The organism is Sphingomonas sp. (assembly GCF_035714405.1).
Classification (GTDB): Bacteria; Pseudomonadota; Alphaproteobacteria; order Sphingomonadales; family Sphingomonadaceae; genus Sphingomonas.
This window is the reverse complement of the sequence record NZ_DASTMA010000018.1, coordinates 447,172-472,253: the sequence shown is the minus strand read 5'-3', so window position 1 is coordinate 472,253 and position 25,082 is coordinate 447,172. Positions and strand designations below refer to the sequence as shown.

The 25,082-nt window shown below is 69.3% G+C and carries 24 protein-coding genes; 10 read left to right on the top strand and 14 right to left on the bottom strand.

Annotation, left to right across the window (positions count from 1 at the left end):
• Position 1: 1 nt before the first annotated feature.
• Positions 2–1,777, top strand: a complete 1,776-nt coding sequence (locus VFQ64_RS09195; RefSeq protein WP_325102988.1) for a DUF885 domain-containing protein — start codon at positions 2–4, stop codon at positions 1,775–1,777.
• Positions 1,778–1,794: 17 nt separating this feature from the next.
• Here VFQ64_RS09195 and VFQ64_RS09190 read toward each other — a convergent pair whose 3' ends face one another.
• Positions 1,795–3,411 (bottom strand): phosphoenolpyruvate carboxykinase, encoded by a 1,617-nt coding sequence (locus tag VFQ64_RS09190; protein ID WP_325102987.1) that lies wholly within the window; start codon positions 3,409–3,411, stop codon positions 1,795–1,797.
• Positions 3,412–3,545: 134 nt separating this feature from the next.
• On the opposite strand from VFQ64_RS09190, the gene VFQ64_RS09185 reads away from it, so the two are divergent.
• From VFQ64_RS09185 to VFQ64_RS09155, 7 genes are read left to right on the top strand one after another with little or no spacing between them, the layout of a single operon-like run.
• Positions 3,546–4,253 carry a response regulator transcription factor gene (locus VFQ64_RS09185; RefSeq protein ID WP_325102986.1) on the top strand — a complete coding sequence of 236 codons (708 nt, stop codon included), beginning with the start codon at positions 3,546–3,548 and terminating at the stop codon, positions 4,251–4,253.
• A complete protein-coding gene (locus VFQ64_RS09180) occupies positions 4,222–5,814 on the top strand; it encodes a sensor histidine kinase (RefSeq protein WP_325102985.1) in 1,593 nt (530 codons plus the stop codon). Before VFQ64_RS09185 ends, VFQ64_RS09180 begins: the two co-directional genes overlap by 32 nt.
• Position 5,815: 1 nt before the next feature.
• Positions 5,816–6,250, top strand: a complete 435-nt coding sequence (locus tag VFQ64_RS09175) for an aldolase (RefSeq protein ID WP_325102984.1) — start codon at positions 5,816–5,818, stop codon at positions 6,248–6,250.
• Positions 6,247–7,170 (top strand): RNase adapter RapZ, encoded by a 924-nt coding sequence (rapZ, locus tag VFQ64_RS09170; RefSeq protein WP_325102983.1) that lies wholly within the window; start codon positions 6,247–6,249, stop codon positions 7,168–7,170. The genes VFQ64_RS09175 and rapZ overlap by 4 nt, the downstream gene beginning before the upstream one ends.
• Positions 7,167–7,574 carry a PTS sugar transporter subunit IIA gene (locus tag VFQ64_RS09165; RefSeq protein ID WP_325102982.1) on the top strand — a complete coding sequence of 136 codons (408 nt, stop codon included), beginning with the start codon at positions 7,167–7,169 and terminating at the stop codon, positions 7,572–7,574. Before rapZ ends, VFQ64_RS09165 begins: the two co-directional genes overlap by 4 nt.
• The gene (locus VFQ64_RS09160) at positions 7,571–7,849 is read left to right on the top strand and encodes an HPr family phosphocarrier protein (protein ID WP_325102981.1); all 279 of its coding nucleotides are present in this window, start codon (positions 7,571–7,573) and stop codon (positions 7,847–7,849) included. Before VFQ64_RS09165 ends, VFQ64_RS09160 begins: the two co-directional genes overlap by 4 nt.
• Positions 7,850–8,650: an RNA methyltransferase gene (locus VFQ64_RS09155; protein WP_325102980.1), complete on the top strand. Its 801-nt coding sequence runs from the start codon at positions 7,850–7,852 to the stop codon at positions 8,648–8,650. It abuts the gene before it with no gap.
• A 6-nt stretch (positions 8,651–8,656) separates the two neighbouring features.
• Here the strand turns inward: VFQ64_RS09155 and rmuC are convergent, their stop codons facing one another.
• The 3 genes from rmuC to recR all read right to left on the bottom strand — a co-directional run bounded on the left by rmuC (position 8,657) and on the right by recR (position 11,577).
• Positions 8,657–10,120 (bottom strand): DNA recombination protein RmuC, encoded by a 1,464-nt coding sequence (gene rmuC / locus VFQ64_RS09150; RefSeq protein ID WP_325102979.1) that lies wholly within the window; start codon positions 10,118–10,120, stop codon positions 8,657–8,659.
• A gap of 303 nt (positions 10,121–10,423) precedes the next feature.
• Entirely contained in the window at positions 10,424–10,948 is a 525-nt protein-coding gene (def, locus tag VFQ64_RS09145; RefSeq protein ID WP_325102978.1) for a peptide deformylase, read from the bottom strand.
• Positions 10,949–10,980: 32 nt separating this feature from the next.
• Positions 10,981–11,577 carry a recombination mediator RecR gene (recR, locus tag VFQ64_RS09140; RefSeq protein ID WP_325102977.1) on the bottom strand — a complete coding sequence of 199 codons (597 nt, stop codon included), beginning with the start codon at positions 11,575–11,577 and terminating at the stop codon, positions 10,981–10,983.
• Positions 11,578–11,744: 167 nt separating this feature from the next.
• Between recR and fmt the strand changes: the two genes are divergently transcribed.
• Together fmt and truA are read left to right on the top strand one after the other, a co-directional pair.
• Positions 11,745–12,719 (top strand): methionyl-tRNA formyltransferase, encoded by a 975-nt coding sequence (fmt, locus tag VFQ64_RS09135; RefSeq protein WP_325102976.1) that lies wholly within the window; start codon positions 11,745–11,747, stop codon positions 12,717–12,719.
• The gene (gene truA, locus VFQ64_RS09130; protein WP_325102975.1) at positions 12,716–13,453 is read left to right on the top strand and encodes a tRNA pseudouridine(38-40) synthase TruA; all 738 of its coding nucleotides are present in this window, start codon (positions 12,716–12,718) and stop codon (positions 13,451–13,453) included. The genes fmt and truA overlap by 4 nt, the downstream gene beginning before the upstream one ends.
• Positions 13,454–13,538: 85 nt before the next feature.
• On the opposite strand, the gene VFQ64_RS09125 is transcribed toward truA, so the two are convergent.
• The 10 genes from VFQ64_RS09125 to dapA form a co-directional block, all read right to left on the bottom strand.
• On the bottom strand, positions 13,539–14,729 hold the full coding sequence (locus VFQ64_RS09125) for a class I SAM-dependent RNA methyltransferase (protein ID WP_325102974.1): 1,191 nt from the start codon (positions 14,727–14,729) through the stop codon (positions 13,539–13,541).
• Positions 14,726–16,156, bottom strand: a complete 1,431-nt coding sequence (locus VFQ64_RS09120) for an NAD(P)H-hydrate dehydratase (RefSeq protein WP_325102973.1) — start codon at positions 16,154–16,156, stop codon at positions 14,726–14,728. The genes VFQ64_RS09125 and VFQ64_RS09120 overlap by 4 nt, the downstream gene beginning before the upstream one ends.
• Positions 16,156–16,506, bottom strand: a complete 351-nt coding sequence (locus VFQ64_RS09115; RefSeq protein WP_325102972.1) for a hypothetical protein — start codon at positions 16,504–16,506, stop codon at positions 16,156–16,158. The genes VFQ64_RS09120 and VFQ64_RS09115 overlap by 1 nt, the downstream gene beginning before the upstream one ends.
• The gene (ilvD, locus tag VFQ64_RS09110) at positions 16,493–18,211 is read right to left on the bottom strand and encodes a dihydroxy-acid dehydratase (RefSeq protein WP_325102971.1); all 1,719 of its coding nucleotides are present in this window, start codon (positions 18,209–18,211) and stop codon (positions 16,493–16,495) included. Before ilvD ends, VFQ64_RS09115 begins: the two co-directional genes overlap by 14 nt.
• A gap of 60 nt (positions 18,212–18,271) precedes the next feature.
• Complete coding sequence (locus VFQ64_RS09105; protein ID WP_325102970.1) at positions 18,272–18,622, bottom strand: response regulator; 351 nt, start codon at positions 18,620–18,622, stop codon at positions 18,272–18,274.
• 22 nt (positions 18,623–18,644) lie between these two features.
• A complete protein-coding gene (locus tag VFQ64_RS09100; RefSeq protein ID WP_325102969.1) occupies positions 18,645–21,038 on the bottom strand; it encodes a hybrid sensor histidine kinase/response regulator in 2,394 nt (797 codons plus the stop codon).
• A gap of 184 nt (positions 21,039–21,222) precedes the next feature.
• Complete coding sequence (locus tag VFQ64_RS09095; protein WP_325102968.1) at positions 21,223–23,283, bottom strand: M13 family metallopeptidase; 2,061 nt, start codon at positions 23,281–23,283, stop codon at positions 21,223–21,225.
• 80 nt (positions 23,284–23,363) lie between these two features.
• Positions 23,364–23,846, bottom strand: a complete 483-nt coding sequence (gene smpB / locus VFQ64_RS09090) for an SsrA-binding protein SmpB (protein ID WP_325102967.1) — start codon at positions 23,844–23,846, stop codon at positions 23,364–23,366.
• A gap of 40 nt (positions 23,847–23,886) precedes the next feature.
• Positions 23,887–24,195 (bottom strand): hypothetical protein, encoded by a 309-nt coding sequence (locus VFQ64_RS09085; protein WP_325102966.1) that lies wholly within the window; start codon positions 24,193–24,195, stop codon positions 23,887–23,889.
• Positions 24,196–25,080, bottom strand: a complete 885-nt coding sequence (gene dapA, locus VFQ64_RS09080; protein ID WP_325102965.1) for a 4-hydroxy-tetrahydrodipicolinate synthase — start codon at positions 25,078–25,080, stop codon at positions 24,196–24,198.
• Positions 25,081–25,082: the final 2 nt, after the last annotated feature.

Below are 25,082 nucleotides of genomic sequence, written 5' to 3'. Positions count from 1 at the left end.
CATGGAGCTTACGCGGCGTACGGTCATGGGCGCAGGGCTGTCGGCCGCTCTCGCCCCCAGGCTGATGGCGCAACCGGCGAGGCCCGCGTCGGCGCTGCTAGAGGCAATCACCGACGACCTGCTGCGACTGTTCCCGGAGCGTGCATCCGACCTAGGGATCGACACTGGAGCGCGGGCGGCGCTGCGCGGCAGCCTGGTGGATCGCAGCACCGCCGGGCAGCGCGCGATCGCCGATCAATTGCGGCGGCGGTTGCGTGAGATCGACCGGCTCGACATGGCGTCGGTCGCGCCGGCCGAGCGGGTGCATCTGGAGGTGGTGCGGACCTCGTTCGACACCGCGTTGAAGGGCTTTGCCTTCCCCTGTGGCGATGTCGCGGTCGGCGAGTGGCGCAACTCGCCCTATGTCGTGATCCAGAATGTCGGCGCGTTCATCGACATGCCGCGACTGCTCGAGTCGACGCAGAAGCTCGACAGCCCGGCCGATGCGGCTGCGTACCTTGCTCGGGTGGGCGGCTATGCGGCGGCGCTGGACGGTGAAACCGAGCGGCTGCAGGCGGCGACGGCACGCGGGGTGATCCCTCCGGCCTTCCTGCTCGACAAGGCAATCCCGCAGCTGACGGGCGCGCGCGGTGGCGATCCTGCGAAGTGGCCGTGGATCGCGCGATTGGCCGCGAAGTACCCGGCGGAGGGTGCCCGCGCAGTCGAGATCGCGCGGGCCGCCATCGTCCCCGCATTCGACCGGCAGATCGCGGCGTTGAAGGCGCAGCGCAGGCGCGCCGGACAGGATGCGGGCGTGTGGCGGCTGCCCGATGGCGATGCCTATTATCGTTGGGCGCTGGGCGCGGCGACGACGAGCACGCGGACACCCGAAGAGATCCACGCGCAGGGCTTGGACGAGCTCAAACGCTATCAGGCGCAGATGGACGCGATCCTGCGGCGGCTTGGGCTTACGCAGGGCAGCGTCGGCGCGCGGATGGCGGCGCTGGGTCGCGATCCCAAATACCTATTTCCGGAGACCGACGCCGGGCGGGCGCAGGTGCTAGCCTATGCGCGGGCGCGGATCGACGCGATCCGGCCGCTGATGCCGCGCGCTTTCGCAAATCCGGTTCAGGGGAATGTCGAGGTGCTCCGAGTGCCGCTGGCGGAAGAGCCGGGTGCCGCGGGTGCCTATGGCGGGGCGGGTTCTATCGACGGGACGATCCCGGGCAAATACTGGATGAACCTGTCGACCACCGCGCGCTGGCCGCAATTTGCGATCGCGTCGACCACATATCACGAGGCGATCCCAGGCCATGTCTGGCAGGGCGAGTACAGCCACCGGCTGCCGCTGATCCGCTCGCTGCTGTCGTTCAGCGCCTATGGCGAGGGCTGGGCGCTCTATGCCGAACAGCTGGCGGACGAGCTCGGCGTCTATGCCGACGATACCGTGGCGCGGCTCGGCTATCTGCAGGCGATGGCGTTCCGCGCCTGCCGGCTGGTGGTGGACACCGGCCTCCATGCGAGGCGCTGGACGCGGGCGCAGGCGATCGCCTGGTTCGCTGAGGCCAATGGGCAGGAGCCGGGTGAGGTCGCCAGCGAGGTTGACCGCTATTGCTCGTGGCCGGGTCAGGCGTGCGCGTACAAGGTCGGGCACAGCGAGATCAACCGGATGCGGGACGCGGCGCGGACCCGGCTGGGCGCACGATACGACGTGCGCGCGTTCAACGATCTGGTGGTCGGCACGGGCGCGGTGCCGATGACGGTGCTGGACGACATGGTGCGGCGGACGCTGGTCTAGCGTCCGCCGCCTGATCGTCAGGCCGGCTGCATCACCCGTGGCGCGGCCTGGCGGACGCCCTCGTCGACCTGGCTCTCGAACTGCGCGAAATTTGCGACGAAGCGATCAACCAGCTGCGCCGCCGTCGCGTCATATTCGGCCTTGTCGGTCCAGGTGCGGCGAGGGTCGAGGATCTGGGAGTCGACGCCCTGAACGCTGACCGGAACCTGGAAGCCGAAGTTCGGATCGGTGCGCATCTCGGCGTCGTTAAGGCTGCCGTCGAGCGCCGCGCTGAGCAGCGCGCGCGTGACCTTGATCGGCATGCGGTGGCCGACGCCGTATTTGCCGCCGGTCCAGCCGGTGTTGACCAGCCAGCAATCAACGCCGCCGGCCGCGATCCGCTCCTTGAGCAGATTGCCGTAGACGGAGGGGTGGCGCGGCATGAACGGCGCGCCGAAGCAGGTGGAGAAGGTCGCATCGGGCTCGACCACGCCCATCTCGGTGCCGGCGACCCGCGCGGTATAGCCGGAGAGGAAGTGGTACATCGCCTGGTCGGGCGTCAGCTTTGCGATTGGCGGCATCACCCCATAGGCGTCCGCCGTCAGGAAGATCATGTTCTTGGGGACGGGGCCGAGATTGTCCTTGCTGGCGTTCGGGATGAACTCGATCGGGTACAGACCACGGCTGTTCTCGGCGAGCGTCGCGTCGTCGAGGTCGAGCGTCCGCGCGTCGGGGTCCATCACCACATTCTCGAGCACGGTGCCGAATCGCTTGGTGGTCGCGAAGATCACCGGCTCGGCTTCGGCCGACAGCCGGATCATCTTGGCATAGCAGCCGCCCTCGAAGTTGAAGACCGCGGTGTCCGACCAGCCATGCTCGTCGTCGCCGATCAGCGTCCGGTTCGAGTCGGCCGACAGCGTCGTCTTGCCGGTGCCGGACAGGCCGAAGAACACCGCCGTGTCACCCTTCGGCCCGATATTCGCGGAGCAATGCATCGGCATCACGCCGGTCGGCGGCAGCAGGTAGTTCAGCAGGCTAAACACCGACTTCTTCATCTCGCCGCCATAGCGGGTGCCGCCGATCAGGATCAGGCGATCGGTGAAGGAGACCGCGATCACCGTCTCCGACCGGCAGCCGTGGCGCGCGGGATCGGCGCGGAAGCTGGGCAGGTCGATGATCGTGTATTCGGGCGCGAACCCCGCCAGGTCCTTTTCCTCGGGCCGGACCAGCATCGTGCGGATGAACAGGTTGTGCCAGGCGAGCTCGTTGATGACCCGCACCCGAACGCGATGGCTAGGCTGCGAACCGCCGTACAGGTCCTGGACGAACAGCTCCTTGCGTTCGCCCAGCGCGGCGAGGAAATCCTCCTTCAGGCGCGCAAAGGCGTCGGGCTCCATGGACTGGTTCGACTTGCCCCACCAGACCGTGCTCTCGGTGGTCGCGTCGCGGACGATGAAGCGGTCCTTCACCGATCGGCCGGTATGCGGCCCCGTCTCGACCACCAACGGACCATCGGCCGCGAGCTTGCCCTCGCCACGCGCCACCGCCGCTTCGACGAGCGCCGGCGCGGTCAAGTTCCAATAAAGCGTGGCGTCGGTGTTCACGGCGCCGCCGAGACCCTCCGCCAGCCCGGTGGCGGGAATGCGCTGGTTCAACCCTGTTCCTTTTCTGACCAAGTGCTTGGGCGTGGCCCCATCCGGTTCGCGCTTATTGGACGCGGCGGTGACGGTCAAACCGGTAACCACGATGCGTTGAGTGCCGGGCGATCTTGCCCTACCTTGCTCCGTACATGACGGCCACGATCGCCCTGGTCGACGACGACCGCAACATCCTGACCTCGCTGTCGGTGTACCTCCAGACAGAGGGGTTCCTGACGCGCGTCTATTCGGACGGCGAGACTGCGCTGCGGGCGCTGATCGACAATCCGCCCGATCTCGGCGTCTTCGATATCAAGATGCCGCGCATGGACGGGCTGGAGCTGCTGCGGCGGCTGCGCGAGAAGAGCCAGCTGCCGGTGATCTTCTTGACCAGCAAGGACGACGAGCTGGACGAGGCGCTGGGCCTGGCGATGGGGGCGGACGATTATATCGCCAAGCCCTTCTCGCCGCGGCTGGTGAGCGCGCGCATCCGCGCCATCCTGCGCCGCACCGAAGCGCGCGCGCAGGAGGCGGAAGCCGCCGAGGGTGAGCCGGTGGAGGCGCTCGAGCGCGGGCGCCTGGCGATGGACCCGGCGCGCCACCGCACCCACTGGGACGGCAAGCCGGTGACGCTGACCGTCACCGAGTTCATGATCCTGGAAACGCTGGCGCAGCGGCCGGGCATCGTGAAAACGCGCAATCAGCTGATGGACGCGGCCTATCAGGACGACATCTATGTCGACGATCGCACCATCGACAGCCACATCAAGCGGCTCCGGCGCAAGTTCCGGCAGGTCGATCCCGGCTTCGATGCCATCGAGACCCTTTATGGCGCCGGTTATCGCTTCTCCGAAGAGTGAGTGGGAGCCGGAGGCCGGCGATCTCGCGCTCCGCTGGTCGGGGCAGATCTCACTCACCCGGCGCATCCTCGCGGTAAACATCTTCGTGCTGCTGCTCATCGCGGGCGGCTTCTTCTATCTCGATTCCTACCGCTCGCGCATCGTCGACAGCCGCGTGGCGCAGGCGTTGCGAGAGGCGCGGCTGATCGGCGAGGCGATCACCGCCGGCGGCGCGCGGCATCGCGACGAGCTGGTGGTGCGGCTGGCGCAGGACACCGGCGTGCGGGTGCGACTATATGGGCCGGACGGCAAGCTGGTGGCGGACAGCCGCCGACTAGGCGTGCGCAACTTCCGGCTCGCGGACCCGGATCGCGACCCCACGGGCCAGGGCATCGCGCGCTTTCTCGACACCACGGTCGATACGGTGGTGAACGCGCCTCGCGCGCCGCTGTATCGTGAACGCCGGCTGGGCGCGGAATGGCCTGACGCCCATACCGCCCGCGAGCAACGCATCGTTTCTGCAACAGTCTGGCGCGCACCCGACCGCACACCCGTAATAACCGCCGCCGCGCCGATCGGCGGCGACGGCGTGGTGCTGACCACCGTCAACGCGCGCGACATCACCCAGACGGTACGCGTCGAGCGCTATCGCCTCGGCGTCGTGCTGCTGGTCGTTACCCTAGTGTCGGTGCTGGTGTCGTTGTTCCTGGCGCGTACCATCGTCCGGCCATTGCGGCGGCTGGCGCGTGCGGCGGTGAGGGTGCGACTCGGGCGGGCGCGTGAGGTCGTGGTGCCGCGGCTGCCGGATCGCCGCGACGAGATCGGCAGCTTAGCGCGGGCGCTGTCCGACATGAGCCTGGCCTTGCGGGCCCGGATCGATGCGACGGAGGCGTTTGCGGCCGATGTGACGCATGAGTTGAAGAACCCTCTCGCGTCGCTGCGCTCAGCCGTCGATGGTCTCGGCCGGGTCAAGGATCCGGCACTTCAAGCCAAGCTCCTGCAGATCGTCCACGATGACGTGCATCGGCTCGACCGGCTGATCACCGACATCTCGGAAGCGTCGCGCCTCGACGCCCAGCTCAGCCGAGCGACGTTCGAGCCGGTCGATGTCGCTGCCATGCTGGAGGGGTTGCTCGGGCAACGTGGCGAACGCGGTGTGGAGCGCGGCGTCCGCATCCGTTTCGACCGGCTCGGCTCCGGGCCTTTCCTGGTGCTCGGTGAAGGCGCGCGGCTGGAGCGGGTGTTCGAGAACCTGCTCGACAACGCCCTCTCCTTCTCGCCCGAAGGCGGGCTGGTTACGGTCGCGGCGGCGCGTGAACGCAACGAGTTGGTCGTGCGGGTCGAGGACGAAGGCCCCGGTGTGCCGGAGGACGCGCGCGAAGACGTGTTCCGGCGTTTCCAGTCGATCCGCCCTGCGACCGAGGCGTTCGGGCAGCATTCGGGCCTGGGCCTCGCGATTGCGCGGACGATCGTCGAGGGGCATCAGGGACAGATCACCGTCGAGTCGCGCGAGGATAGGCTCGCAGGGGCACGCTTCGTCATTCGCCTGCCGCTGACGCAGGCCCCGATCCTGGAAGGCTGACGTGGCACAGCTCTCGTCCGAAACGCTCCACGCCACCGCCGTGGCGATCCACGGGCAGGCGGTGGTGATCGAGGGTCGCTCCGGTGCGGGCAAGTCCGATCTTGCGCTCAGGCTGATCGATCGCGGCGCGGTGTTGATCAGCGACGACCGCGTGCTGCTGGTGCGCGACGGCGACCGGCTGGTGGCGCGCAGTCCCGCGCAGATGACGGGGCGGATCGAGGTCCGTGGGCTGGGGATCGTGGTCGTGCCGTACCTCGCCGAGGCGCCGGTCTCCCTGGTCGTGCGACTGGCGGACGAGGATCAACGCTTTCCCGAGCGACGGCTGCGGCGGATCGCCGGGATCGCGGTGCGCGAGATGGTGATCGATCCATTCCGCGCGTCGGCGCCGCTCAAGGTCGAGTGGGCGTTGAAGGCGCCGGAGCTGCCACCGGCATGAGCGCGCCGATCCTGATCGTCACCGGCATGTCGGGTGCGGGCAAGTCGACCGTGCTCAAGACACTCGAGGACCTCGGCTGGGAGGTGGTAGACAACCTGCCGCTGCCGCTGCTCGGCCGGGTGCTCGGCGCGTCGCCGGAGGGCGACGAGGAGCCGCGGCCACTCGCGCTCGGGTTGGGCACCACCACCCGCGACTTCGACCCGGCCAAGGTGATCGCGCGGGTGGGCGAATTGAGCCGCTCACGCGGACTCGAGATCGGCACGTTGTTCCTTGATTGCGCGGGCGCCGAGCTGGAGCGCCGCTATGCCGAGACGCGGCGGCGGCATCCACTGGCGGACGATCGGCCTGCATCGGATGGTATTGGCCGCGAGCGCGAGCTGCTCGCACCGCTCCGGGATTGGGCGAACCGGCTGATCGATACGACGACGCTGAGCGCGCACGATCTCGCCGGCCAGGTGCGCGAGAGCTTCGCGGGCGGAGACGACGAGCCGGTGCTATCGGTTCTATCCTTTGGCTTCTCGCGTGGGCTGCCGCGCAACGCGGACCTGGTGTTCGACATGCGCTTCCTGCGCAATCCACACTGGGTGCCGGCGCTGCGGCCGGGGACCGGCTTGGATCCGGAGGTCGCCGCCTATGTCGCCGTCGACCCGGCCTACGAGGAGGCGGTACGGCGGATCGAGGAGCTCGTGGCCTTCCTGCTCCCGCGGTATCGGGCTGAGGGTAAGTCCTATATCACCGTCGCGATCGGCTGTACCGGCGGGAGACACCGGTCGGTCCATGTCGCCGAGCGGATCGGCGCATGGTTGCGCGCGCGCGGCTTTTCGCCCACGGTGACCCACCGCGACCTCCGGGCCGCGCCGCAGGACTCCTTGGAATATCGCCGTCCCACCGGCGCAGGTAGAGAAACAACGACTGCATGATCGGCTTGGTTCTGGTGACCCACGGACGGCTGGCGGAGGAGTTCGTCACCGCGATGATCCACGTCGTCGGCCCGCAGGAGCAGGTCGCGACGGTGGCGATCGGGCCTGAGGACGACATGGAGTCTCGTCGCGAGGACATCGCGTCGGCGATCGCCGAGGTCGATGTCGGGCGCGGCGTGATCGTGCTGACCGACCTGTTCGGGGGCACGCCGTCCAACCTCGCCATCTCGCTGATGGAACGCGGCCGGGTCGAGGTGATCGCGGGCATGAACCTGCCGATGCTGATCCGGCTGGGCTCCGCGCGCCAGGCGATGAAGGTGACCGACGCGGTTGCCGCGGCGCGGGAGGCGGGGCGCAAGTACATCTCGGTAGCCTCCGAAGTGCTGGGCGAAGCGGCGGCGTGACTGAGGTCAGCCGCACGATCCTGATTACCAACAAGCGCGGGTTGCATGCGCGCGCCTCGGCCAAGTTCGTGACGCTGGCGACGCAGCAGCCCTGCGAGGTCCGGGTCGAGCGGGAGGGTGGCGGCGACCAGGTGACAGGCACGTCGATCATGGGGCTGATGATGCTGGGCGCGGCGATGGGCGACTCCATCCGCATCGTCGCTGATGGTGAAGGTGCCGAGAGCACGGTCGAGGCGATGGCCGCGCTGGTCGAGGGCAAGTTCGGGGAGGACTGAGTGCCCCGCGTCATCACGGCCTTTTCCAACCCGCTGATCAAGCAGGTCCGGGAGCTGCGCGACAAGCGGCACCGGCGGGCGAGCGGGCAGTTCCTTGCCGAGGGGCTGCGCATCCTCACCGAGGCGCGTGAGGCGGGGCGGCTGCCGGTGCTGTTGTTCTTTGCCGGCCCCAGCGCGGGGCATGACCTGGTGCGCGAGCTCATCATCGCGGTCGAGACGGCCGGGGGCGAGGCGATCGAGACCGATCCGGATATCCTCTCCAAGCTGTCGGGCAAGGACAATCCGCAGGCCGTGGTCGGTGTGTTCGAGGCCTGGGACACATCGCTCGAGGTGCTCGACCGGAACGCGAGCGGCATCTGGCTGGTGGCCGAGCGGCTGCGCGATCCGGGCAATCTGGGCACTATCCTGAGGACCGGCGACGCGGTGGCTGCGGGCGGGCTGATCCTGATCGGCGAGTGCGTCGACCCGTTCTCGGTCGAGGCGGTGCGGGCGAGCATGGGGGCGCTGTTCACGGTGCCGGTGGCGCGGGCGGAATGGGCGGAGTTCCTGCCCTGGCTGCGAGGCGGGCCGGGGCAGCTGGTGGGGCTGAGCCTCGACACCAATTCCGATTACCGCGGTGCCCATTATGAAGCACCGACGTTTCTGCTGACCGGCAACGAGGCGCAGGGGATGCCGGCGGAGTATGCCGCCGCGTGCGACCTGCTGGTCAAGATCCCGATGCTGGGCAAGGCGGACAGCCTCAACGCCGCGGTCGCCACCGCAGTGATGGCGTATGAAGTGCTGGCGCGGCAGCGGGGCTGAGGACGCTTACTCAGCCGCCTCGGGAAGCGCGACGAGCTTGGCCGAGCTGCTGGCGTTGCGGTCCACCAGCGCGGGCGTGTCGATCAGCTTGCCGCCGGCGTCCATCTTGTAAGCCTCCAGCTTCTTCGCCGTCGTCAAGACGTTACGGTCCAGACTTCCGATGAACTTGTTGAAGTGCTCGACCGTGCCGTCGAGGCTCTTGCCCATACGCATGACGTGTTCGGCCATGACTTGGATGCGGGCATACATGTCCTTGCCGAGCGCGCCGATCTCGCGCGCTTCCTTGGCGAGCTTTTCCTGCTTCCAGACCGCATCGACCGTGCGCGCGATGGCAATGAGGTTGGTCGGCGTCGCGAGCAGGACGCGCTTGTCGAAGGCGTGGTCCCACAGGTCGGGGTCGTGCTCGAGTGCTGCGGTGAGGAAGTGTTCGCCGGGGACGAACATGACGACATATTCGGGCGTGTCCTCGAACTGCTGCCAATAGCTCTTGCCCGACAGACCGTTGACATGGGTGCGCATCGACAGCGCATGCGCTTCGTGCGCGCGCTTGCGGTCGACCTCGTCGATCGCGTTGATCGCGTCCTGATAGCTGTTGAGCGAGACCTTGGCGTCGATGATCAGCGACTTGCCGCCGGGCACGCGCACGATCGCGTCGGGGCGCAGGCGGCCGCCCTCCCCGTCCGCGACGCTGACCTCCATCGCAAAGTCGGTATGCTCCGCGAGCCCACAGGTCTCCAGCACGTTGCGGAGCTGCTGCTCGCCCCAGCGGCCACGCGCCTTGGGGGCGTTGCGGAGCGCGTTGACAAGGCGCGCGGCCTCGGACGAGACGCGCTCCTGCCCTTCGCGCATCGCCTTGATCTGGCCGTCCAGCTCGCCGAACGCGGAGCGGCGCTCCTGTTCGACCTTGGTGACCGTCTCCTCATAGCGTTGCAGGCGGTCGTTCACGGGGGCGAGCAGCTGCGACAGCTTCTCGCCCTGCAGCTTCTCCGACTCGGCGAAACGCTGGTGCGCGCGGTCGAGGAACTTGGTCTGCGCGGTTTCGAGCGCCTTGCCCGCCGCAGCCTCGAAATGGGTGCGCATGGCTTCGAGGTTGGCGCGGTGCGCCTCGTCACGGGCGGCGGACTGCGAGCGCAGCGCGGCAAGCTCGGTCGCGAGCTGGCCACGCTCGGTGTCGATCTTCTCCAACCTCGCGCTCAGGGCGGTGAGCTGCTGCCCTGACTGGACCAGCGCCTCGTCACGCGCGCCGGCTTCGGCGCGGGCGGCCGCCAGGGCCTGAAGCGCCTCGTTGCGCTCGCGCTCGACGGCGTCGCGGGTCTGGCGGACGAGATCGGCGTCCGCGATCCTGGTCTCCGCCACCGCGAGGCTGTTGGCGAGCGTGGCGGACCGCCGGCTGGCGATCAGCCAACCGATCAACAGCCCGGCGGCGAGTGCGAGTACGGCGACCAGCGTCAGGGTCAGCTCAGGACGCATGCTGCGGCCCGGAAGTTTAGGGAAAGTTTAGGCATAAACGCGTCCGATTTCGCTGCGGAGGAGACCCGCGAAGTTGTCGAAGTTGGCGCGATCGGCATTCATTCGCGACGGCTCCCCTCGGCCTGCACCCAAGGTGGCGGGCTCACGGAACGTAGCCGGAACGTCGGCTGTAGGACAGAGGGTATTTTGGTGAGCCTCACGCTCCATCAGAGCGCGCACTGCAACTGGGCCCCGGCCCCTTCGACTGCCTGCCTGCGGCAGTCGCTCAGGACAGGCTCCGCCTGAGAAGATGCAAGGGGAAGGCTAAGCCACCTTGCGGAGCTTGGTCAGCTTCTTGAGCACCATGTCGCGCTTGAGGCGGCTGAGGTGGTCGATGAACAGGACGCCGTTGAGGTGGTCGATCTCGTGCTGCATGCAGGTGGCGAGCAGGCCGTCCAGCTCCTCCTCATGGGCGCCGCCCTGTTCGTCGAGCCAGCGGACGCGGCAGGCGGCGGGGCGGGCGACCTCGGCATATTGCTCGGGGATCGAGAGGCAGCCTTCGTTGTAGGTCGAGAGCTCGTCGGAGACCGACACGACTTCAGGATTGATATACGCCTTCGGGTCGCGGACCGGCTTGCCGTCGGCGTCCTCCTCCGCCTGCAGATCGATGACGAGGACGCGCGACGCGACGCCGACCTGGATCGCGGCGAGGCCGATGCCGCTGGCGGCGTACATGGTCTCGATCATGTCGGCAACGAGCTGGCGGGTGGTGTCGTCTACCTGCTCGACGGGCTTGGAGACGAGGCGCAGGCGCGGATCGGGAACTTCGACGATGGGGAGGACGGCCATGCGCGCCGAGCTAAGTCGCGCGCCCGCGAGCGTCAAGCGACGGGCCGCCTCGCCCGCAAAGCTTGGGCTAGCGTGCCTTCGTCGAGATAGTCGAGCTCGCCGCCGACCGGCAGGCCGTGGGCGAGCTGGGTGACGCGGACAGGAAAGCGCTCGATGCGCTCGGCGACGTAATGAGCGGTGGTCTGGCCTTCCAGCGTCGCGTTCATGGCGAGGACGACCTCGTCGACGCCGCCGGCCTCGACGCGGCGGATCAGCGTGTCGATGGCGAGATCCTCCGGGCGGACCCCCTCCAGCGCGGACAGGCGGCCGCCGAGCACATGGAAGCGGCCGGGGAACAGGCGCGAGCGGTCGAGCGCCCACAGGTCGGCGACCTCCTCCACCACGCACAGCGCGCGGGCGTCGCGGCGCGGGTCGGCGCAGATGCTGCACGGGTCGGAGGTGTCGACATTGCCGCAGGTCGAGCAGGTGGCGAGCCGCGCCTCCACCGCCTGCAACGCGGCAAGGAGCGGGCCGAGTGCTGCCTCGCGACGTTTCAGCAGGTGGAGGACGGCGCGGCGGGCCGACCGGGGGCCGAGCCCGGGAAGGCGGCTGAGCGCCTGGGTGAGAGTCTCGATCTCGGGGGAGGCCATTGGGGGGTATGTAGGTGCTCGGCCTTCCTTCGTCATGCTGAACTTGTTTCAGCATCCATGCGTCACCTCGGCGTCACGGACGGAGGCGGGCGTCGCGCATGGATCCTGAAACGAGTTCAGGATGACGGTGGCTTGTGTTGCAGGCGGCAGGTGCTCAAAGCCCTGTCATGCGGATCGTCTTCATGGGTACGCCCGACTTCGCGGTGCCGACGCTCGACGCGCTGGTCGCGGCGGGGCACGAGGTGCTGGCGGCGTATACGCAGCCGCCGCGGCCCGGCGGGCGGCGGGGGCGCGAGCTGGTGCCCTCGCCCGTGCAGCGGCGGGCCGAAGAGCTGGGCATTCCGGTACGCTCGCCGGTGCGGCTGCGCGGCGCGGACGAGCAGGCGGCGTTCGCGGCGCTGGAGGCGGATGTCGGGGCGGTCGCCGCCTATGGCCTGATCCTGCCGCAAGCGGTGCTAGATGCGCCTCGGCGGGGGTGCCTGAACGTCCATGGCTCGCTGCTGCCGCGCTGGCGTGGGGCGGCGCCGGTGCAGCGCGCGATCATGGCGGGGGATGACGAGACCGGCGTGTGCATCATGCAGATGGAGGCGGGGCTGGATACGGGGCCGGTGCTGCTCGACGGCCGCGCGGTGATCGGCGCCAAGACCGCAGGCGAACTGACCGCGGAACTGGCGACGATGGGCGCGGCGCTGATGGTGGAAACGCTGGCGACGCTCGACGCGCGGGTGGCGGTGCCGCAGCCGGAGGCGGGCGTGACCTATGCCGCCAAGATCGACAAGGCGGAGGCGCGGATCGACTGGTCGCGTCCGCCGACAGAGGTGGAGCGCCTGGTGCGGGCGATGAACCCGGCGCCGGGGGCGTGGTTCGAGGTGGCGGGCGAGCGGGTGAAGGTGTTGGCGGCGGAGGTAATACCCCCATTCCCTACCCTCCCCAGCGATAGTCGGGGCCCGAGCCCACGCGGCGGACTGGGCCCCGGCTTCCGCCGGGGAGGCACTGTTGGCTTGGTGCTCGACGACAAACTCGCTGTCGCTTGCGGCGATGGGGCGATCCGGCCGAGGCTGGTGCAGCGCGCCGGGCGCGGGGTTCAGACAGCGGACGAGTTGCTGCGCGGGTTTTCGATTCCTGCCGAGACCCAGCTTTGACGCGCTTTGCACTGACGGTGGAATATGACGGTCGGCCGTTCCAGGGCTGGCAGCGGCAGGCGCATGGACCTTCGGTGCAGGCGGCGCTGGAGGAGGCGGCGTTCGCGGTCACTGGCGAGCGGGTGGCGGTGCATGCCGCCGGGCGGACCGATGCGGGTGTGCATGCAGAGGCAATGCGCGCGCATCTCGATCTGGCGAAAGCATTGACGCCGTTTCGGCTGATGGAAGCACTCAACGCACGGGTGCGGCCGGCACCGGCGGCGGTGACCGCGTGCGAGATCGTGGGGGATGACTGGCACGCGCGCTTCTCATGTCGTGCCAGGCATTACCGCTATGTCGTTGTGAACCGGCGCGCACCGCTGACCTGGGAGCGTGGATTGGCGTGGCAGGTGCCGCAGGCGCTGGACGCGGGCACGATGGCGGCGGCGGCGGGGGCGCTGGTGGGGCGGCATGATTTCACCACCTTCCGCTCGGCGCATTGCCAGGCGGACAGTCCGGTGCGGACGCTCGATCGGCTCGCGGTGCGACGCGAAGGGGAGCGGGTGACGGTGGAGGCCTCGGCGCGGTCGTTCCTGCATCATCAGGTGCGCTCGATGGTGGGGTGCCTGGCGCTGGTCGGCATGGGGCGGTGGTCGGTGGCGAACATGGGCGCTGCCTTGGCGGCGCGCGATCGAGCGGCGCTGGGGCTGAATGCGCCGCCGGATGGGCTGTACTTCGTCGGGGCCGATTATTGAGCCGCCATGCTGGGCTTGTTTCAGCATCCATGCGCATCCGCCGCCACGGGCCGGGCTGACGTCGCGGATGAACCCTGAAACAAGTTCAGGGTGACGGAGCCCGGCTGAACGCCGACGCCAGCTCGACATGCGCCGACCAGCGGAACTGGCCGACGGGCTGGACCCAGTCGAGCCGCCAGCCGCCGTCGCACAGCGTCTTCGCATCGCGCGCGAAGCTGCTGGGATTGCAGGAGACATAGGCGAGGCGCGGCACCTTGCTGGCGGCCAGGTGGATCACCTGCTCGCGCGCGCCGGCGCGGGGCGGGTCGATGACCACAGCGGCGAAGCGGTCCAACTCCACGGAGGTGAGCGGGCGGCGGAACAGGTCACGGTGCTCGGGGAAGACGGGGCGTTGTCGGGCTTCCGCCGCGGCCTTGAGCGACAGCAGCCCGTCGCGCGCGCCCTCGGCTGCGTAGACGCGGCCGGGCAGCGCGAGCGCGAAGGTGCCGAGGCCGGCGAACAGGTCCGCGATGGTGGTGGCGCCGTGCGTCGCCTCGCGGACGGCGGCGACCAGCGCGGCCTCGCCCTCGGCGGTCGCCTGGAGGAAGGCGGCGGGAGGCAGCGACACGGGCACGCCGCCGAGCGTGATCGTCACCGCCTCCGGCTCCCAGCGCGTCTCCGGACCGAAGCCGTCGTCGAGCGCGATGCGTGCGACGCCGTGCGCCTGGGCAAAGGCGGTGATCGCCTCCGCCGTGGCGAGATCGTTGGCGGTGACGCCGGTCAGCAGCAGGTCCGGACCCTGGTCGGCGAGCGTCAGGTGGATGTCGGCGCGGCGTTTGAGGCGGAGGCGCTGCAACAGGGCGCGCAGCGGCGCCACCAGCGCGAACAGCGTCGGGTGCAGGATGTGGCACTCGCGCATGTCGATAATCGCGTGGCTCTTCTCGGCGGTGAAGCCGATCGTGACGCGCCCGCCCTTCCCCTCCGCATGGAGCGTCGCGCGGCGGCGGGTGCGCGGCGGCGAGAGCAGCGTCGGGCGGATCGTGGTCGCGAGGCCCTGCGCGTCGAGTGCCCCGGCGATGCGGTCGGCGACGAAGCGGGCATAGCTGGCATCGTCGAGATGCTGGAGCTGGCAGCCGCCGCAGTCGGGGAAATGGCGGCAGGGCGGCGACTGGTGGTGCGGACCGGGGATGACTTCGCCCGCCTCGGTCAGCGTGTCGCCCGGAGCGGCAAAGGCGGCGTGGCGGCCGTCGACGGTGATGCCGTCACCGCGCGCGGCGACGCGGATGATCGTACTCATGCTTCGCAGAAGGTCGCCGCCGCGACCGCCGCGGGCAGGCTGGCGGCGAGGTCATCGGCGATGAAGGGGTGTTTCAGCCTGCGCGCGGCGGCCGTATGGAGCCACACAGCGGCAGTGGCGGCGCCAAGCGGATCGTGCGGCTGCTGCGCGAGCATCGTGCCGACCGTGCCCGCCAGCACATCGCCCGTGCCGGCAACTGCCAGCCGCGAGTCGGTCTCGCAGGCGACGTTGGTCCGACCATCCGCGCGCGCGATCACCGTGTCCGGGCCCTTATGGACGACGACGGCACCCGCGCGCGCGGCGGCGTCCTGCGTCCGCGCGATCTTGCCGCCCTCGCCTCTTCCGAACAGCTTGTCGAACTCGCCCGCATGCGGGGTCAGGATCGTCGCGGCTTTGCGCGTGCGAACCGCGTCCAGATCGAGGGCGTGCAATCCGTCGCCATCGATCACCAGCGGATGCGGACTGGCGAGCACCGCCGCAAGCTTGGCCCGCGCGCGATCGTCGCGGCCCAACCCGGGCCCGACCACTACGGCACCGATCCGCGTGTCGACAAGCGCATCGGGTGACCAGGCGCGGCGCACGATCGCGTGTGGCGGCTGGGGGAGCCCACCCGTGAGCAACAAGACGTACCCGGCTCCGGCGCGATGGGCGGCAAGCGCGGCCAGCTCGGACGCGCCGTGCATCGCGCCGGCGACGACGGCGACCATGCCGCGGTTGAACTTGTGCGACCCGGTTTGCGGTGCAGGCAGGAAGGGCCTCACGATCGTCTGGACCCTATTCGCATGCTCGCGCGGACTTTGCACCGGGTGGAGCGACAGGCCGATGTCGATCAAGCGGACCTGTCCGCAGGCATCGGCGGCGGGCTGGAGCAGGTGGGTGGGCTTCAGTGCGCCCAGTGCCAATGTCAGATCGAACCTCGGGCGGCGCCACTCGCCAAGGTACGACCCGGTATCAGCTTCGACGCCGCTGGGCAGATCGACCGCCAGGGCCAGCCGGGCATTTAGACACTGCGCGTCAAGCATCTCCGACACGTCGTCGGAGAGAGGGTGGGACAAGCCTGTCCCAAATAGCGCGTCGACCAGTATCGGCCCGGGGGCCGCATCGCCGAGCGACTGTACCTGGCCAGTCCAGCCCCAACGCGCTCGGCGGGCGAGGTCGGTTGCAGGCTCCCCTGTTGCAGCCACCCGCACCGGGTGCCCCCATTCCCGCAGCACCCGCGCGGCGACATAGCCGTCGCCGCCGTTGTTGCCAGGTCCGCACAGCACCAGCACCTCCGCCCCTGCCGCCAGGCGGCGGACAGCCTCGGCGACCCCTGCCCCGGCCCGCTCCATCAGCGCGTACATCGCGTCGGGGGTGGGCGCGGCCGCCGTCTCCGCGGCACGCATCTGTGTCGCGGTGAGGATCGGCTGGCCTTCGATCGGGAGCATCAGAAGGTCGGCAGGCGGTAGTGGTCACCGGCGATCGTCACTTCGATGCCGTTCGCGCCCCTCTCGACGGTAGCGGGTTGGGCGCCGTCCGCCGATGCGACCGACTGACCGTCCGCGCTGACGGCAAGCCGGCGGAAATGGCCGTCGGGGTGGCGCAGGGTCAGGATCCAGCCCTGGGCGGTGCGGGTGCGTTCGGCGGTACATTCCGCAACGAGGTCGCCGCCGCCATGAGCGCAGGGGAACTTCGGCGCTTCGGCGACCGCGCGCTGCTCGGCGGCACGGGCCTGCTCCTGCTCGGGCTGGCCGCAGGCGGCGAGGGGCAGGAGCAGGAGGAGGCTAGATATCCGCATAGACATGCGACTCCGCCCTGGCGCCGGGGTGGGTGACGGCGCCGGCCCAGGCGGGGCCGACGTTGCGGGCGTAGCGCCACAGTACACCCGAGCCGTAGTCATGGTCGCGCGCTCGCCAGGTGGAGCGGCGTCGCGCGAGGGTGGCGTCGTCGACCAGCAGGTCGATCGTGCCCGCCTCGGCGTCGATGCGGATCGGGTCGCCGTCCTCGACCAGCGCGATCGGGCCGCCATCCGCCGCCTCCGGCCCGACATGGCCGATGCAGAAGCCGCGTGTCGCGCCGGAGAAGCGGCCGTCGGTGATCAGCGCGACCTTCTCGCCCATGCCGAGACCATAGAGCGCGGCGGTGGTGGACAGCATCTCCCGCATGCCGGGGCCGCCCTTGGGCCCCTCATAGCGGATCACGACCACCTCGCCCTCGTTGATCGACCGCGCCTCGACTGCGGCAAACGCCGCTTCCTCGCTGTCGAAGCAGCGCGCCGGACCTTCGAACTGGAGACGGTGCATGCCGGCGACCTTCACGATCGCGCCCTCGGGGGCGAGGCTGCCGCGCAGGCCGACGACGCCGCCGGTGGGGCTGAGCGGTGTCCTCACGTCGTGGATGACCTTCTGGTCGGGGTTCCAGGTGACCTCGTCAATGTTCTCGCCCAGCGTCCGGCCGGTGACGGTCAGGCATTCGCCATTGAGGAAGCCGCCGGCGAGCAGCGTCTTCATCAGCATGTAGACGCCGCCGGCCTCGTGCATATCCTTGGCGACATACTGGCCGCCCGGTTTAAGGTCGGCGATGTAGGGGGTGGTCTTGAACACCTCCGCCACGTCGTGGAGATCGAACGCGATGCCGGCCTCGTGCGCCATCGCCGGCAGGTGCAGCGCCGCGTTGGTCGAGCCGCCCGTCGCGGCGACGACGCGGGCGGCGTTCTCGAAGGCGGCGCGGGTGCAGATGTCGCGCGGGCGGAGCTGGCGGGCGACCAGCTCCATCACCTGCGCGCCCGCCGCGACCGCGATCTGCTCGCGCGAGCTGTACGGCGCCGGCACCATGTTGCTGTTGGGCAGCGACAGGCCGATCGCCTCGCCGACGCAGGCCATGGTGTTGGCGGTGAACTGACCCCCGCAGGCGCCATCGCCGGGGCACGCGACCTTTTCGAGCGCCGTCAGGTCGTGGATCGGACAGGTGCCGGCGGCGTAGCGCCCGACCGCCTCGAACACGTCGACCACGGTCACGTCGCGGCCCTCGTACCGGCCCGGGAGGATCGAGCCGCCATAGACGAAGATGCTCGGCACGTTGAGCCGCAGCATGGCCATCATCATGCCCGGCAGCGACTTGTCGCAGCCCGCGAAGCCGACCAGCGCGTCGTAGCAATGGCCGCGCACCGACAGCTCGACCGAGTCCGCGATCACCTCGCGGCTGACCAGGCTCGCCTTCATGCCCTGGTGGCCCATGGCGATGCCGTCGGTTACGGTGATGGTGTTGAAGCGGCGCGGCATGCCGCCGCCCTGGATCACGCCCGCGCGCGCTGCGTCGGCCTGGGCGTCGAGCGTGGTGTTGCACGGCGCACTGTCATTGCCGGCGCTGGCGAGCGCCACGAAGGGCTTGGCAATGTCTTCTTCGGCGATGCCCATCGCATAGTAATAGGAGCGGTGCGGCGCGCGCTCTGGGCCGACGCTGACGTGGCGCGAAGGGAGCTTGGATTTGTCGAAGCGGGACATGCGAGAAGCTATGTCATGCGCCGATCTATTCGTCACCCCAGGCCGAGCCCGGGGACCGGGTCAGAGCGCCTCCAACGCCTTTGCCACACCGTCCATCGTGAATGGTTTGGTCAGATAGGGCCGGTCACGGAAGCGGGGGTCGAGGCTGTCGTCGCTGCCGCCGGTGGCGAAGACGAAGGGGATTCCCTTGTCCGCCAGCGCCTCGGCGATCGGCGTGCTCTTTTCGCCACCACGCAGATTGAGGTCGAGGATCACGGCATCGATGCCCCCCTGTTCGACCCGCGCCAGCGCGGTTGCAACAGTGTCGGCGGTGCCGGCGGACTGCTTCTCGAGAACGTCGAGAAAATCCTCGAGCATCATGGCGATCAGTGGTTCGTCCTCGACTATGAGGATCTGTTGCGGCCCCGTCATGACCCGCCCCCTAGCAGCTTTTTCAAACGCCGCCAGCGGCTTGTCCGCGCGCCAGGGCGTCACGCGCGGCTCCCGCCAGCTGCTGCACCGAGAACGGCTTGGGCAGGAAGGCGACGCGGTCGAGGTCGATTGAGCGACGCAGCTGTTCCTCGGCATAGCCCGACATGAAGATGACCGGCAGGTCGGGATAGCGTTCGCGGACCTTGGCCACCATCGTCGGCCCGTCCATCGTCGGCATCACCACGTCGGAGATCAGCAGGTCGGGCCGGCCGCTGGTTTCGAGCAGATCGAGCGCGACCTCGCCATTCTCGGCCGTGAGGACGCTATAGCCCTGGCGGGTCAGCGCGCGTTCGGCGACGGCGCGGACCATGTCCTCGTCCTCGACCAGCAACACGGTGCCCGTTCCCCAGGTTTCCGCCGGCTTGGGCTGCGGACGCGTCGGTGCGCGGACGACCGGCCCGGCGGCGTGGACGGGGAGATAGATGGTAAAAGTGGCACCTTGCCCGGGCTTCGAATCGGCGAAGATCCAGCCGCCGGACTGTTTGACGATGCCGTATACGGTGGAAAGGCCCAGCCCGGTGCCCTTGCCGAGCTCCTTGGTCGTGAAGAACGGTTCGAAGATCTTGCCGATCACGTCGGGCGGGATGCCGCCGCCGCTGTCGCTGACGATCAGCGCGGTATAGTCGGCCGGCGGCAGCACGTCGTTGCCGAGCGCGCGGACCTCGGCCGCGGACACCGACTTGGTCTGGATGGTCAATGTGCCACCGCCGCGCGGATTGTGGCTGAGGATCGCATCGCGGGCGTTGACCGCCAGGTTGACCACGACCTGCTCGAGCTGCCCCGGATCGGCGCGCACCGCGCCCAGATTGCGGCCGTGATGGACGTCCAGCCGTACGGTCTCGCCCATCAGCCGCTTCAGGAGATTCGACACCTCCGACACGACATCGGGGAGCTGCAGTACCTGTGGGCGCAGCGTCTGCTGCCGCGAGAAGGCGAGCAGCTGGCGGGTCAAACCGGCGGCGCGATTGGAGTTCGCGCGGATCTGCTGGATGTCGTCATAGTCGCTGTCGCCGGGCGAGTGGCGCATCATCATCAGGTCGCAATGGCCGATGATCGCGGTCAGGATATTGTTGAAATCATGCGCGACGCCGCCCGCGAGCTGGCCGACCGCGCGCATCTTGGTCGCCTGCTCGACCTGGCGCTTGAGCCGGGCTTCCTCGCTATTGTCCTTGAGGCTGAGCAGCACCGCCGCGTCGCCCAGCCCGCGCGCGCCGGCGATGGTGAGCGCGACCGGCTCGTCGGGATGCCGCTTCAACCGCACCGCCATGTCGGCGGAGTGGGTGGCGCCACCGGCGAAGCGGCGCACGGCGTCGGCGACGGCGGCCTTGTCCTCGCGCACCACCAGATCGCCCGGGTAGAGCGGCGGCGCGGCGGGATCGACCTGCGCTGCGCGGAGGAAGGCGTCGTTCATCTGCAGGAAGCGCCCATCGCGATCGACCAGCGCCATGCCGAACGGCATCAGCGACACCAGGCTGCGGACATGCGCCGCCGCCGAGCCGCCGATCGCGGGCGCCCCCTCCTCATCGTCGAGCAGTGCGACGAGTACCGGGCCATCCTCTGCGTCGAGGAAGGGCAGCTGCACAATGCGCAGCGGCGTCCCCTCCAGCCCCTCGCGCTCGAAGCGGACCAGGCCTCGGCTGTCGGTGATGAGCAGGTGCGCGAAATCGCGGCCGGCGAGATCGGCGTCGCCACTTCCCAGCGCGCGCTGCGCCAGCACGGGATTGGCGGCGCGGATGCGGCCATCGGGATCGATCAGCGCGGCCATGACGCCATTCCGGCCGAGCCGCGCCCCGGTGGGGCCGGCGAGCAGCTCCATCAACGTTCCGGTCAGATCCTGTTCCCGTGCGGCGGTGAAGCGCCAGACGAGCAGGTCCGCCTCCGTCCCGGCGCGGGTGACGAGGGCGGCAAGCTGCTGCCCGTCGAGATGGAGGCGTTCGGCCCTGCCCTCGCCGTCGCGCCATGCCGCACGTCCGGCCGCTCCGAGCGCGCTGACCGCCTCGTCAGGGAGCGGTAGGCTGGGCGGGGTGGGGAAGCCGCGGAAGAGGGTCTGGAACGCGTCGTTGGCGCAGACGAGCCGGCCGGCGCGGTCGGTGACCGCGACCGCGTCGTCGCTCGCGGCGGCGAGGCTGCGCGCGAGGGTCCAGTCGGTCTCGGCGGTCTGCTCAGCGGCTTTGGGAGCGAGCAGCCGGTGGGCGGCGGCGGCGGCCGCCACGATCAGCGCGGCGGCAAGAAAGCCTGCGGCGACGATCGGGGAGCCGACCGCCCACAGTGCGAGTAGCGCGGCGAGCAGCCCCGCACCGGTGACTAGGAGCGCGGTGGTGCGGGCGGGCGTGAGGGTCGGGGCGGCGGTGGCCATGTGGGGTGCTTCGGGCCCGGAGAGGGTTGGGTCAAGCCGAACGATCCTCCCCGTCCACGGGGAGATGGCAGCCGCGACAGCGGCTGACGGAGGGGCCTCGCCTCATTGCGGTTCACCCGAGCCCGGCCCCTCCACCACCGCGCGGTGCGCCGCGCTCCCCTCCCCGTAAACGGGGAGGATTGCGTTACCAAATCCGCACCCTTTGCTCCGGCGCCAGATACAGCTTCTGGCCCGGCTTCGGCTGAAATGCCGCGTACCAGGGGTCCATGTTGCGGACCACGGCGGCGCGCTGCGGGCTCGGGCTGTGGGGATCGGTGAGGAGCTGCTGACGGAGCTGCGCCTCGCGATAGTTGCGGCGCCAGACCTGGCTCCAGCCGAGATAGAAGCGCTGGTCGCCGGTCATGCCGTTGAGGACCGGCGCGGGGCGGCCGCCGAGCGACTTCTTGTAGGCGTCGTACGCGACCGACAGGCCGGCGAGGTCGCCGATATTCTCGCCCAGCGTCAGCGCGCCCTTGACCCGCTGGCCGGGCAGCGGCTCGTACTGGTCGTACTGCGCGATCAGCTTTGCCCCGAGCGCGGTGAAGTTCTTCACGTCCGCGTCGGTCCACCATTGGGTGAGCTGACCCTTGGCGTCGAACTTCGCACCCTGGTCGTCGAAATGATGGCTGATCTCGTGGCCGATAACCGCGCCAATGCCGCCATAGTTGACCGCCGGATCGGCCTTGGGATCGAAGAAGGGCGGCTGCAGGATCGCGGCAGGGAAGACGATCTCGACCATGCCGAAATTGGCGTAGGCGTTGACCGTCATCGGGGTCATGCCCCACTCCCAGCGCTGCAGCGGCTTGCCGAGGCGGCTGATGTTGTAGTCGCTGCGCCACTGCGCCGCGCGGACCGAGTTTCCGAAGGCGTCACCGGGCGTGATCGTCAAGTTGGAATAATCGCGCCAGCGCGACGGATAACCGATCTTGGGCGTGAAGGCGGCGAGCTTGGCGCGGGCGCGGACCTTGGTCTCGGGCGCCATCCAGCTGAGCTTGTCGATGCGCGTGCCCATCGCGTCGAGCACGTTGCGGACCAGCTTGTCGGCCTCTGCCTTGGTCTCGGGCGGGAAATATTGCGCGACGTAGAGCTTCGACACCTCGTCCGACACAGCACCACTGGTCCAGCTGACCGCGCGTTTCCACCGGGCTTCCTGCTCAGGCACGCCGCGCAGCTGGGTGCCGTAAAAGGCGAACTGCTCGCGATCGAAGGTGGCCGGCAGCACGTCGGCATAGCCGTCGAGCGAGCGCAGGATCAGCTGGTCCTTAAGCACGTCGAGCGGCGTCTCCGCGATCGCCTGCGCGATGCCGGTGATCGCGCTGGGCTGCGCAACGACGAGCTCGGTCACCGGCGTGCGGCCAGCCGCGAGCCAGGCGGCGAAGTCGAAGCCGGGGGCGGCCTGCTGCAGCTGGGCGACGGTCAGCTTGTTGTAGGTCTTGTCGGCGTTGCGGCTCTCCACCCGTGTCCAGTGCGCCTGCGCGATGCGGGTCTCGAAGTCGACCAGCGCCTTGGCGCGCGCGTCCGCGTTGGCTTCACCGGCGAGCGTGAACATCTTGGCGATGTGGGCCTGGTAGGCGGTGCGTGCTTCGACCAGCTTGGGGTCGGCCGACAGGTAATAGTCGCGGTCGGGCAGGCCCAGCCCGGACTGGCGGACGCCGACTATGTAGATTTCCGGGTTCTTCGCGTCCTGGCCGACGCCGCCGCCGAACGGGGTCCCCACGCCGTTGCGGCTCGCCTCCGCCAGCAGCGCGGGGTAGCCGGCCTTGCTGGTCAGGCCCTTGATCTTGTCGAGCCACGGCTTGGCGGGGGCGAGCCCCTTCGCCTCGATCCCGGAGGTGTCGAGATAGGTCGCGTAAGCCTGGCCGATCTTGCTCCCGCGATTGGCCTCTAGGATGCCGCGGGTGCGCTCACGCGACAGATCGGCGAGCGTGTCGAAGGCGCCGTAGCTGCCCTTGTCTGCCGGCACCGGCGTGTTCCTGACCCAGGTGCCACCCGCATAGCCGAAGAAGTCGTCGCCGGGCGCGATCGTGCGGTCCATGCCGGCGAGATCGAAGCCCCAGGCGCCGATCTGCGGCCGGGCGGTGCTCGGGGCGGCGCGAACCGAGCGAGTGAACGGCTCGCCAGTATCAGGCCTGGTCAACCGCGTCTGCGCATGAACGGCGGCGACGGCGGTCGCGGCGAGCAGGGCGGCAACGACGGGTTTGCGCATAGGGATTCCTTGGGAAAGCGTGATGCGCGGGTTCTAACGGTCGGCTGAGCGGCGTCAATTAACCATTGTCGCGCCGAAGCTTAGCCCTTGTCGCGGAGCAGCCGGCCGGCTTCTTTCTTCCACTCGCGCTCCTTGATGTGCTCGCGCTTGTCGTGCGCCTTTCGACCCTTCGCCAGCGCGAGTTCGACCTTGGCGCGGCCGTGGCTGTTGAAATAGACCGACAGCGGCACGAGCGTCATGCCCTCGCGCGCAACGGCGCCGTGGAGCTTGTTGATCTCACGCTCGTGGAGCAGCAGCTTGCGCGGGCGCTTGGCCTCGTGATTGTAGCGGTTGCCGTGGCTGAACTCGGGCACGTTGGCGTTGACCAGCCACACCTCCTCGCCGCGCACCTCGGCATAGGATTCGGCGATCGAACCCTGGCCAAACCGCAACGACTTCACCTCGGTGCCGGTCAGCGCGATGCCGGCCTCATAGACCGTGTCCACCGCGTACTCGAAGCGCGCCCTACGGTTCTCGGCGACGATCTTCTTCTTGTCGAAGGTAGCGGGTTTCGGACGGGCCATGCGGGCGCATGTAGGCGCGAGCGCCGAATAGGTGAACCCGCTACCGCTTGCCGCCGCCGAGCGGGAGTTTCAGCCGAAACATGAGACGCCGACTCTGCTGGCCGCTTGCAAGCGTCGCCTGTTCGGCCTCGGCGCTAAGCTTCGCACTGCCCAAGTCGATCTCGGCCCGGGTTGGTGCGGGCTCGTCCGGGCGCGGCGGTAGCGGTTGAAGGCGGAAGCTATCCTGCCGTTGCGCGCAGACCACCACCTCCTCGCCGGACTCGACAGGACAGCGCGTCGTGGCCGGCGACCTGACGACGGGCAACACCGGGCCGGCGGCTCCCTGCGCCAGGACCAGCGCCACCAGCATTCAGACAAGACCGGCGTGGGCAAGCGCTGCGTCGATCGCGCGCTGCGCCGTTTCGGACGGCCACGTCATCGGCAGCCGCAGCCCGCGTGGGGTGTCGGGGCGAACCCGGCTCAGCGCGTATTTGATCGGGCCCGGCGAGGCGTCGGTGAACATGGCGACATGGAGGGGGAAGAGGCGGTCATGAAGGTCGCGGGCGCGGGCGTAGTCGCCGGCGGCGCAGGCGGCCTGGAACTCGACGCACAGACGCGGGGCGGCGTTGGCGGTGACCGAGATGCAGCCCCGCCCGCCCATGACGTTGAAGGCTAGCGCCAAGTCGTCATTGCCCGACAGCTGGCACCAGTCCGCGCCCACCGCGGCGCGATGTTCGGAGATGCGCTGCAGCGCCCCCGTCGCGTCCTTGATGCCGACGAAGACGTCCCGATGCGCCCCCACGATCCGCGCCACGGTCGCCGGCAGGATATCGGTCACGGTGCGGCCCGGGACGTTGTAGAGGATGATCGGCAGCTGAGCGGTTTCGGCGAGCACAGCGAAATGCTGCGCGATGCCGTCTTGGCTGGGGCGATTGTAATAGGGCGGGACCATCAGCGCGGCGTCGGCGCCCGCAGCCTTGGCGGCGGCGAGGTTTTCCACCGCCACACGCGTGTCGTTGGAGCCGGCGCCGGCGATCACCGGCACGCGGTTCCTCGCCTGCTCGACGCAGACGCGAACGACGTGGAAATGCTCGATCTTGTCGAGCGTGGCCGCCTCGCCGGTCGTGCCGCACGCGACCAAGCCGGAGGAGCCTTCCGCGATCTGCCACTCGATGAGGTCACGGAACGCGGCTTCCGCGAAGCTCCCGTCGGCCTCGAACGGGGTGACGAGCGCGGGGATGGAACCGGAAAACATTG

What these genes read in the sequence shown, in the direction of transcription:
- VFQ64_RS09195 (WP_325102988.1), top strand. Translation starts at nt 2, where the DNA reads ATGGAGCTTACGCGGCGTACGGTCATGGGCGCAGGGCTGTCGGCCGCT.
- VFQ64_RS09185 (WP_325102986.1), top strand. Translation starts at nt 3,546, where the DNA reads ATGACGGCCACGATCGCCCTGGTCGACGACGACCGCAACATCCTGACC.
- VFQ64_RS09180 (WP_325102985.1), top strand. Translation starts at nt 4,222, where the DNA reads ATGGCGCCGGTTATCGCTTCTCCGAAGAGTGAGTGGGAGCCGGAGGCC.
- rapZ (WP_325102983.1), top strand. Translation starts at nt 6,247, where the DNA reads ATGAGCGCGCCGATCCTGATCGTCACCGGCATGTCGGGTGCGGGCAAG.
- VFQ64_RS09165 (WP_325102982.1), top strand. Translation starts at nt 7,167, where the DNA reads ATGATCGGCTTGGTTCTGGTGACCCACGGACGGCTGGCGGAGGAGTTC.
- rmuC (WP_325102979.1), bottom strand. Translation starts at nt 10,120, where the DNA reads ATGCGTCCTGAGCTGACCCTGACGCTGGTCGCCGTACTCGCACTCGCC.
- def (WP_325102978.1), bottom strand. Translation starts at nt 10,948, where the DNA reads ATGGCCGTCCTCCCCATCGTCGAAGTTCCCGATCCGCGCCTGCGCCTC.
- recR (WP_325102977.1), bottom strand. Translation starts at nt 11,577, where the DNA reads ATGGCCTCCCCCGAGATCGAGACTCTCACCCAGGCGCTCAGCCGCCTT.
- fmt (WP_325102976.1), top strand. Translation starts at nt 11,745, where the DNA reads ATGCGGATCGTCTTCATGGGTACGCCCGACTTCGCGGTGCCGACGCTC.
- VFQ64_RS09125 (WP_325102974.1), bottom strand. Translation starts at nt 14,729, where the DNA reads ATGAGTACGATCATCCGCGTCGCCGCGCGCGGTGACGGCATCACCGTC.
- VFQ64_RS09120 (WP_325102973.1), bottom strand. Translation starts at nt 16,156, where the DNA reads ATGCTCCCGATCGAAGGCCAGCCGATCCTCACCGCGACACAGATGCGT.
- VFQ64_RS09115 (WP_325102972.1), bottom strand. Translation starts at nt 16,506, where the DNA reads ATGCGGATATCTAGCCTCCTCCTGCTCCTGCCCCTCGCCGCCTGCGGC.
- ilvD (WP_325102971.1), bottom strand. Translation starts at nt 18,211, where the DNA reads ATGTCCCGCTTCGACAAATCCAAGCTCCCTTCGCGCCACGTCAGCGTC.
- VFQ64_RS09105 (WP_325102970.1), bottom strand. Translation starts at nt 18,622, where the DNA reads ATGACGGGGCCGCAACAGATCCTCATAGTCGAGGACGAACCACTGATC.
- VFQ64_RS09100 (WP_325102969.1), bottom strand. Translation starts at nt 21,038, where the DNA reads ATGGCCACCGCCGCCCCGACCCTCACGCCCGCCCGCACCACCGCGCTC.
- VFQ64_RS09095 (WP_325102968.1), bottom strand. Translation starts at nt 23,283, where the DNA reads ATGCGCAAACCCGTCGTTGCCGCCCTGCTCGCCGCGACCGCCGTCGCC.
- smpB (WP_325102967.1), bottom strand. Translation starts at nt 23,846, where the DNA reads ATGGCCCGTCCGAAACCCGCTACCTTCGACAAGAAGAAGATCGTCGCC.
- VFQ64_RS09085 (WP_325102966.1), bottom strand. Translation starts at nt 24,195, where the DNA reads ATGCTGGTGGCGCTGGTCCTGGCGCAGGGAGCCGCCGGCCCGGTGTTG.
- dapA (WP_325102965.1), bottom strand. Translation starts at nt 25,080, where the DNA reads ATGTTTTCCGGTTCCATCCCCGCGCTCGTCACCCCGTTCGAGGCCGAC.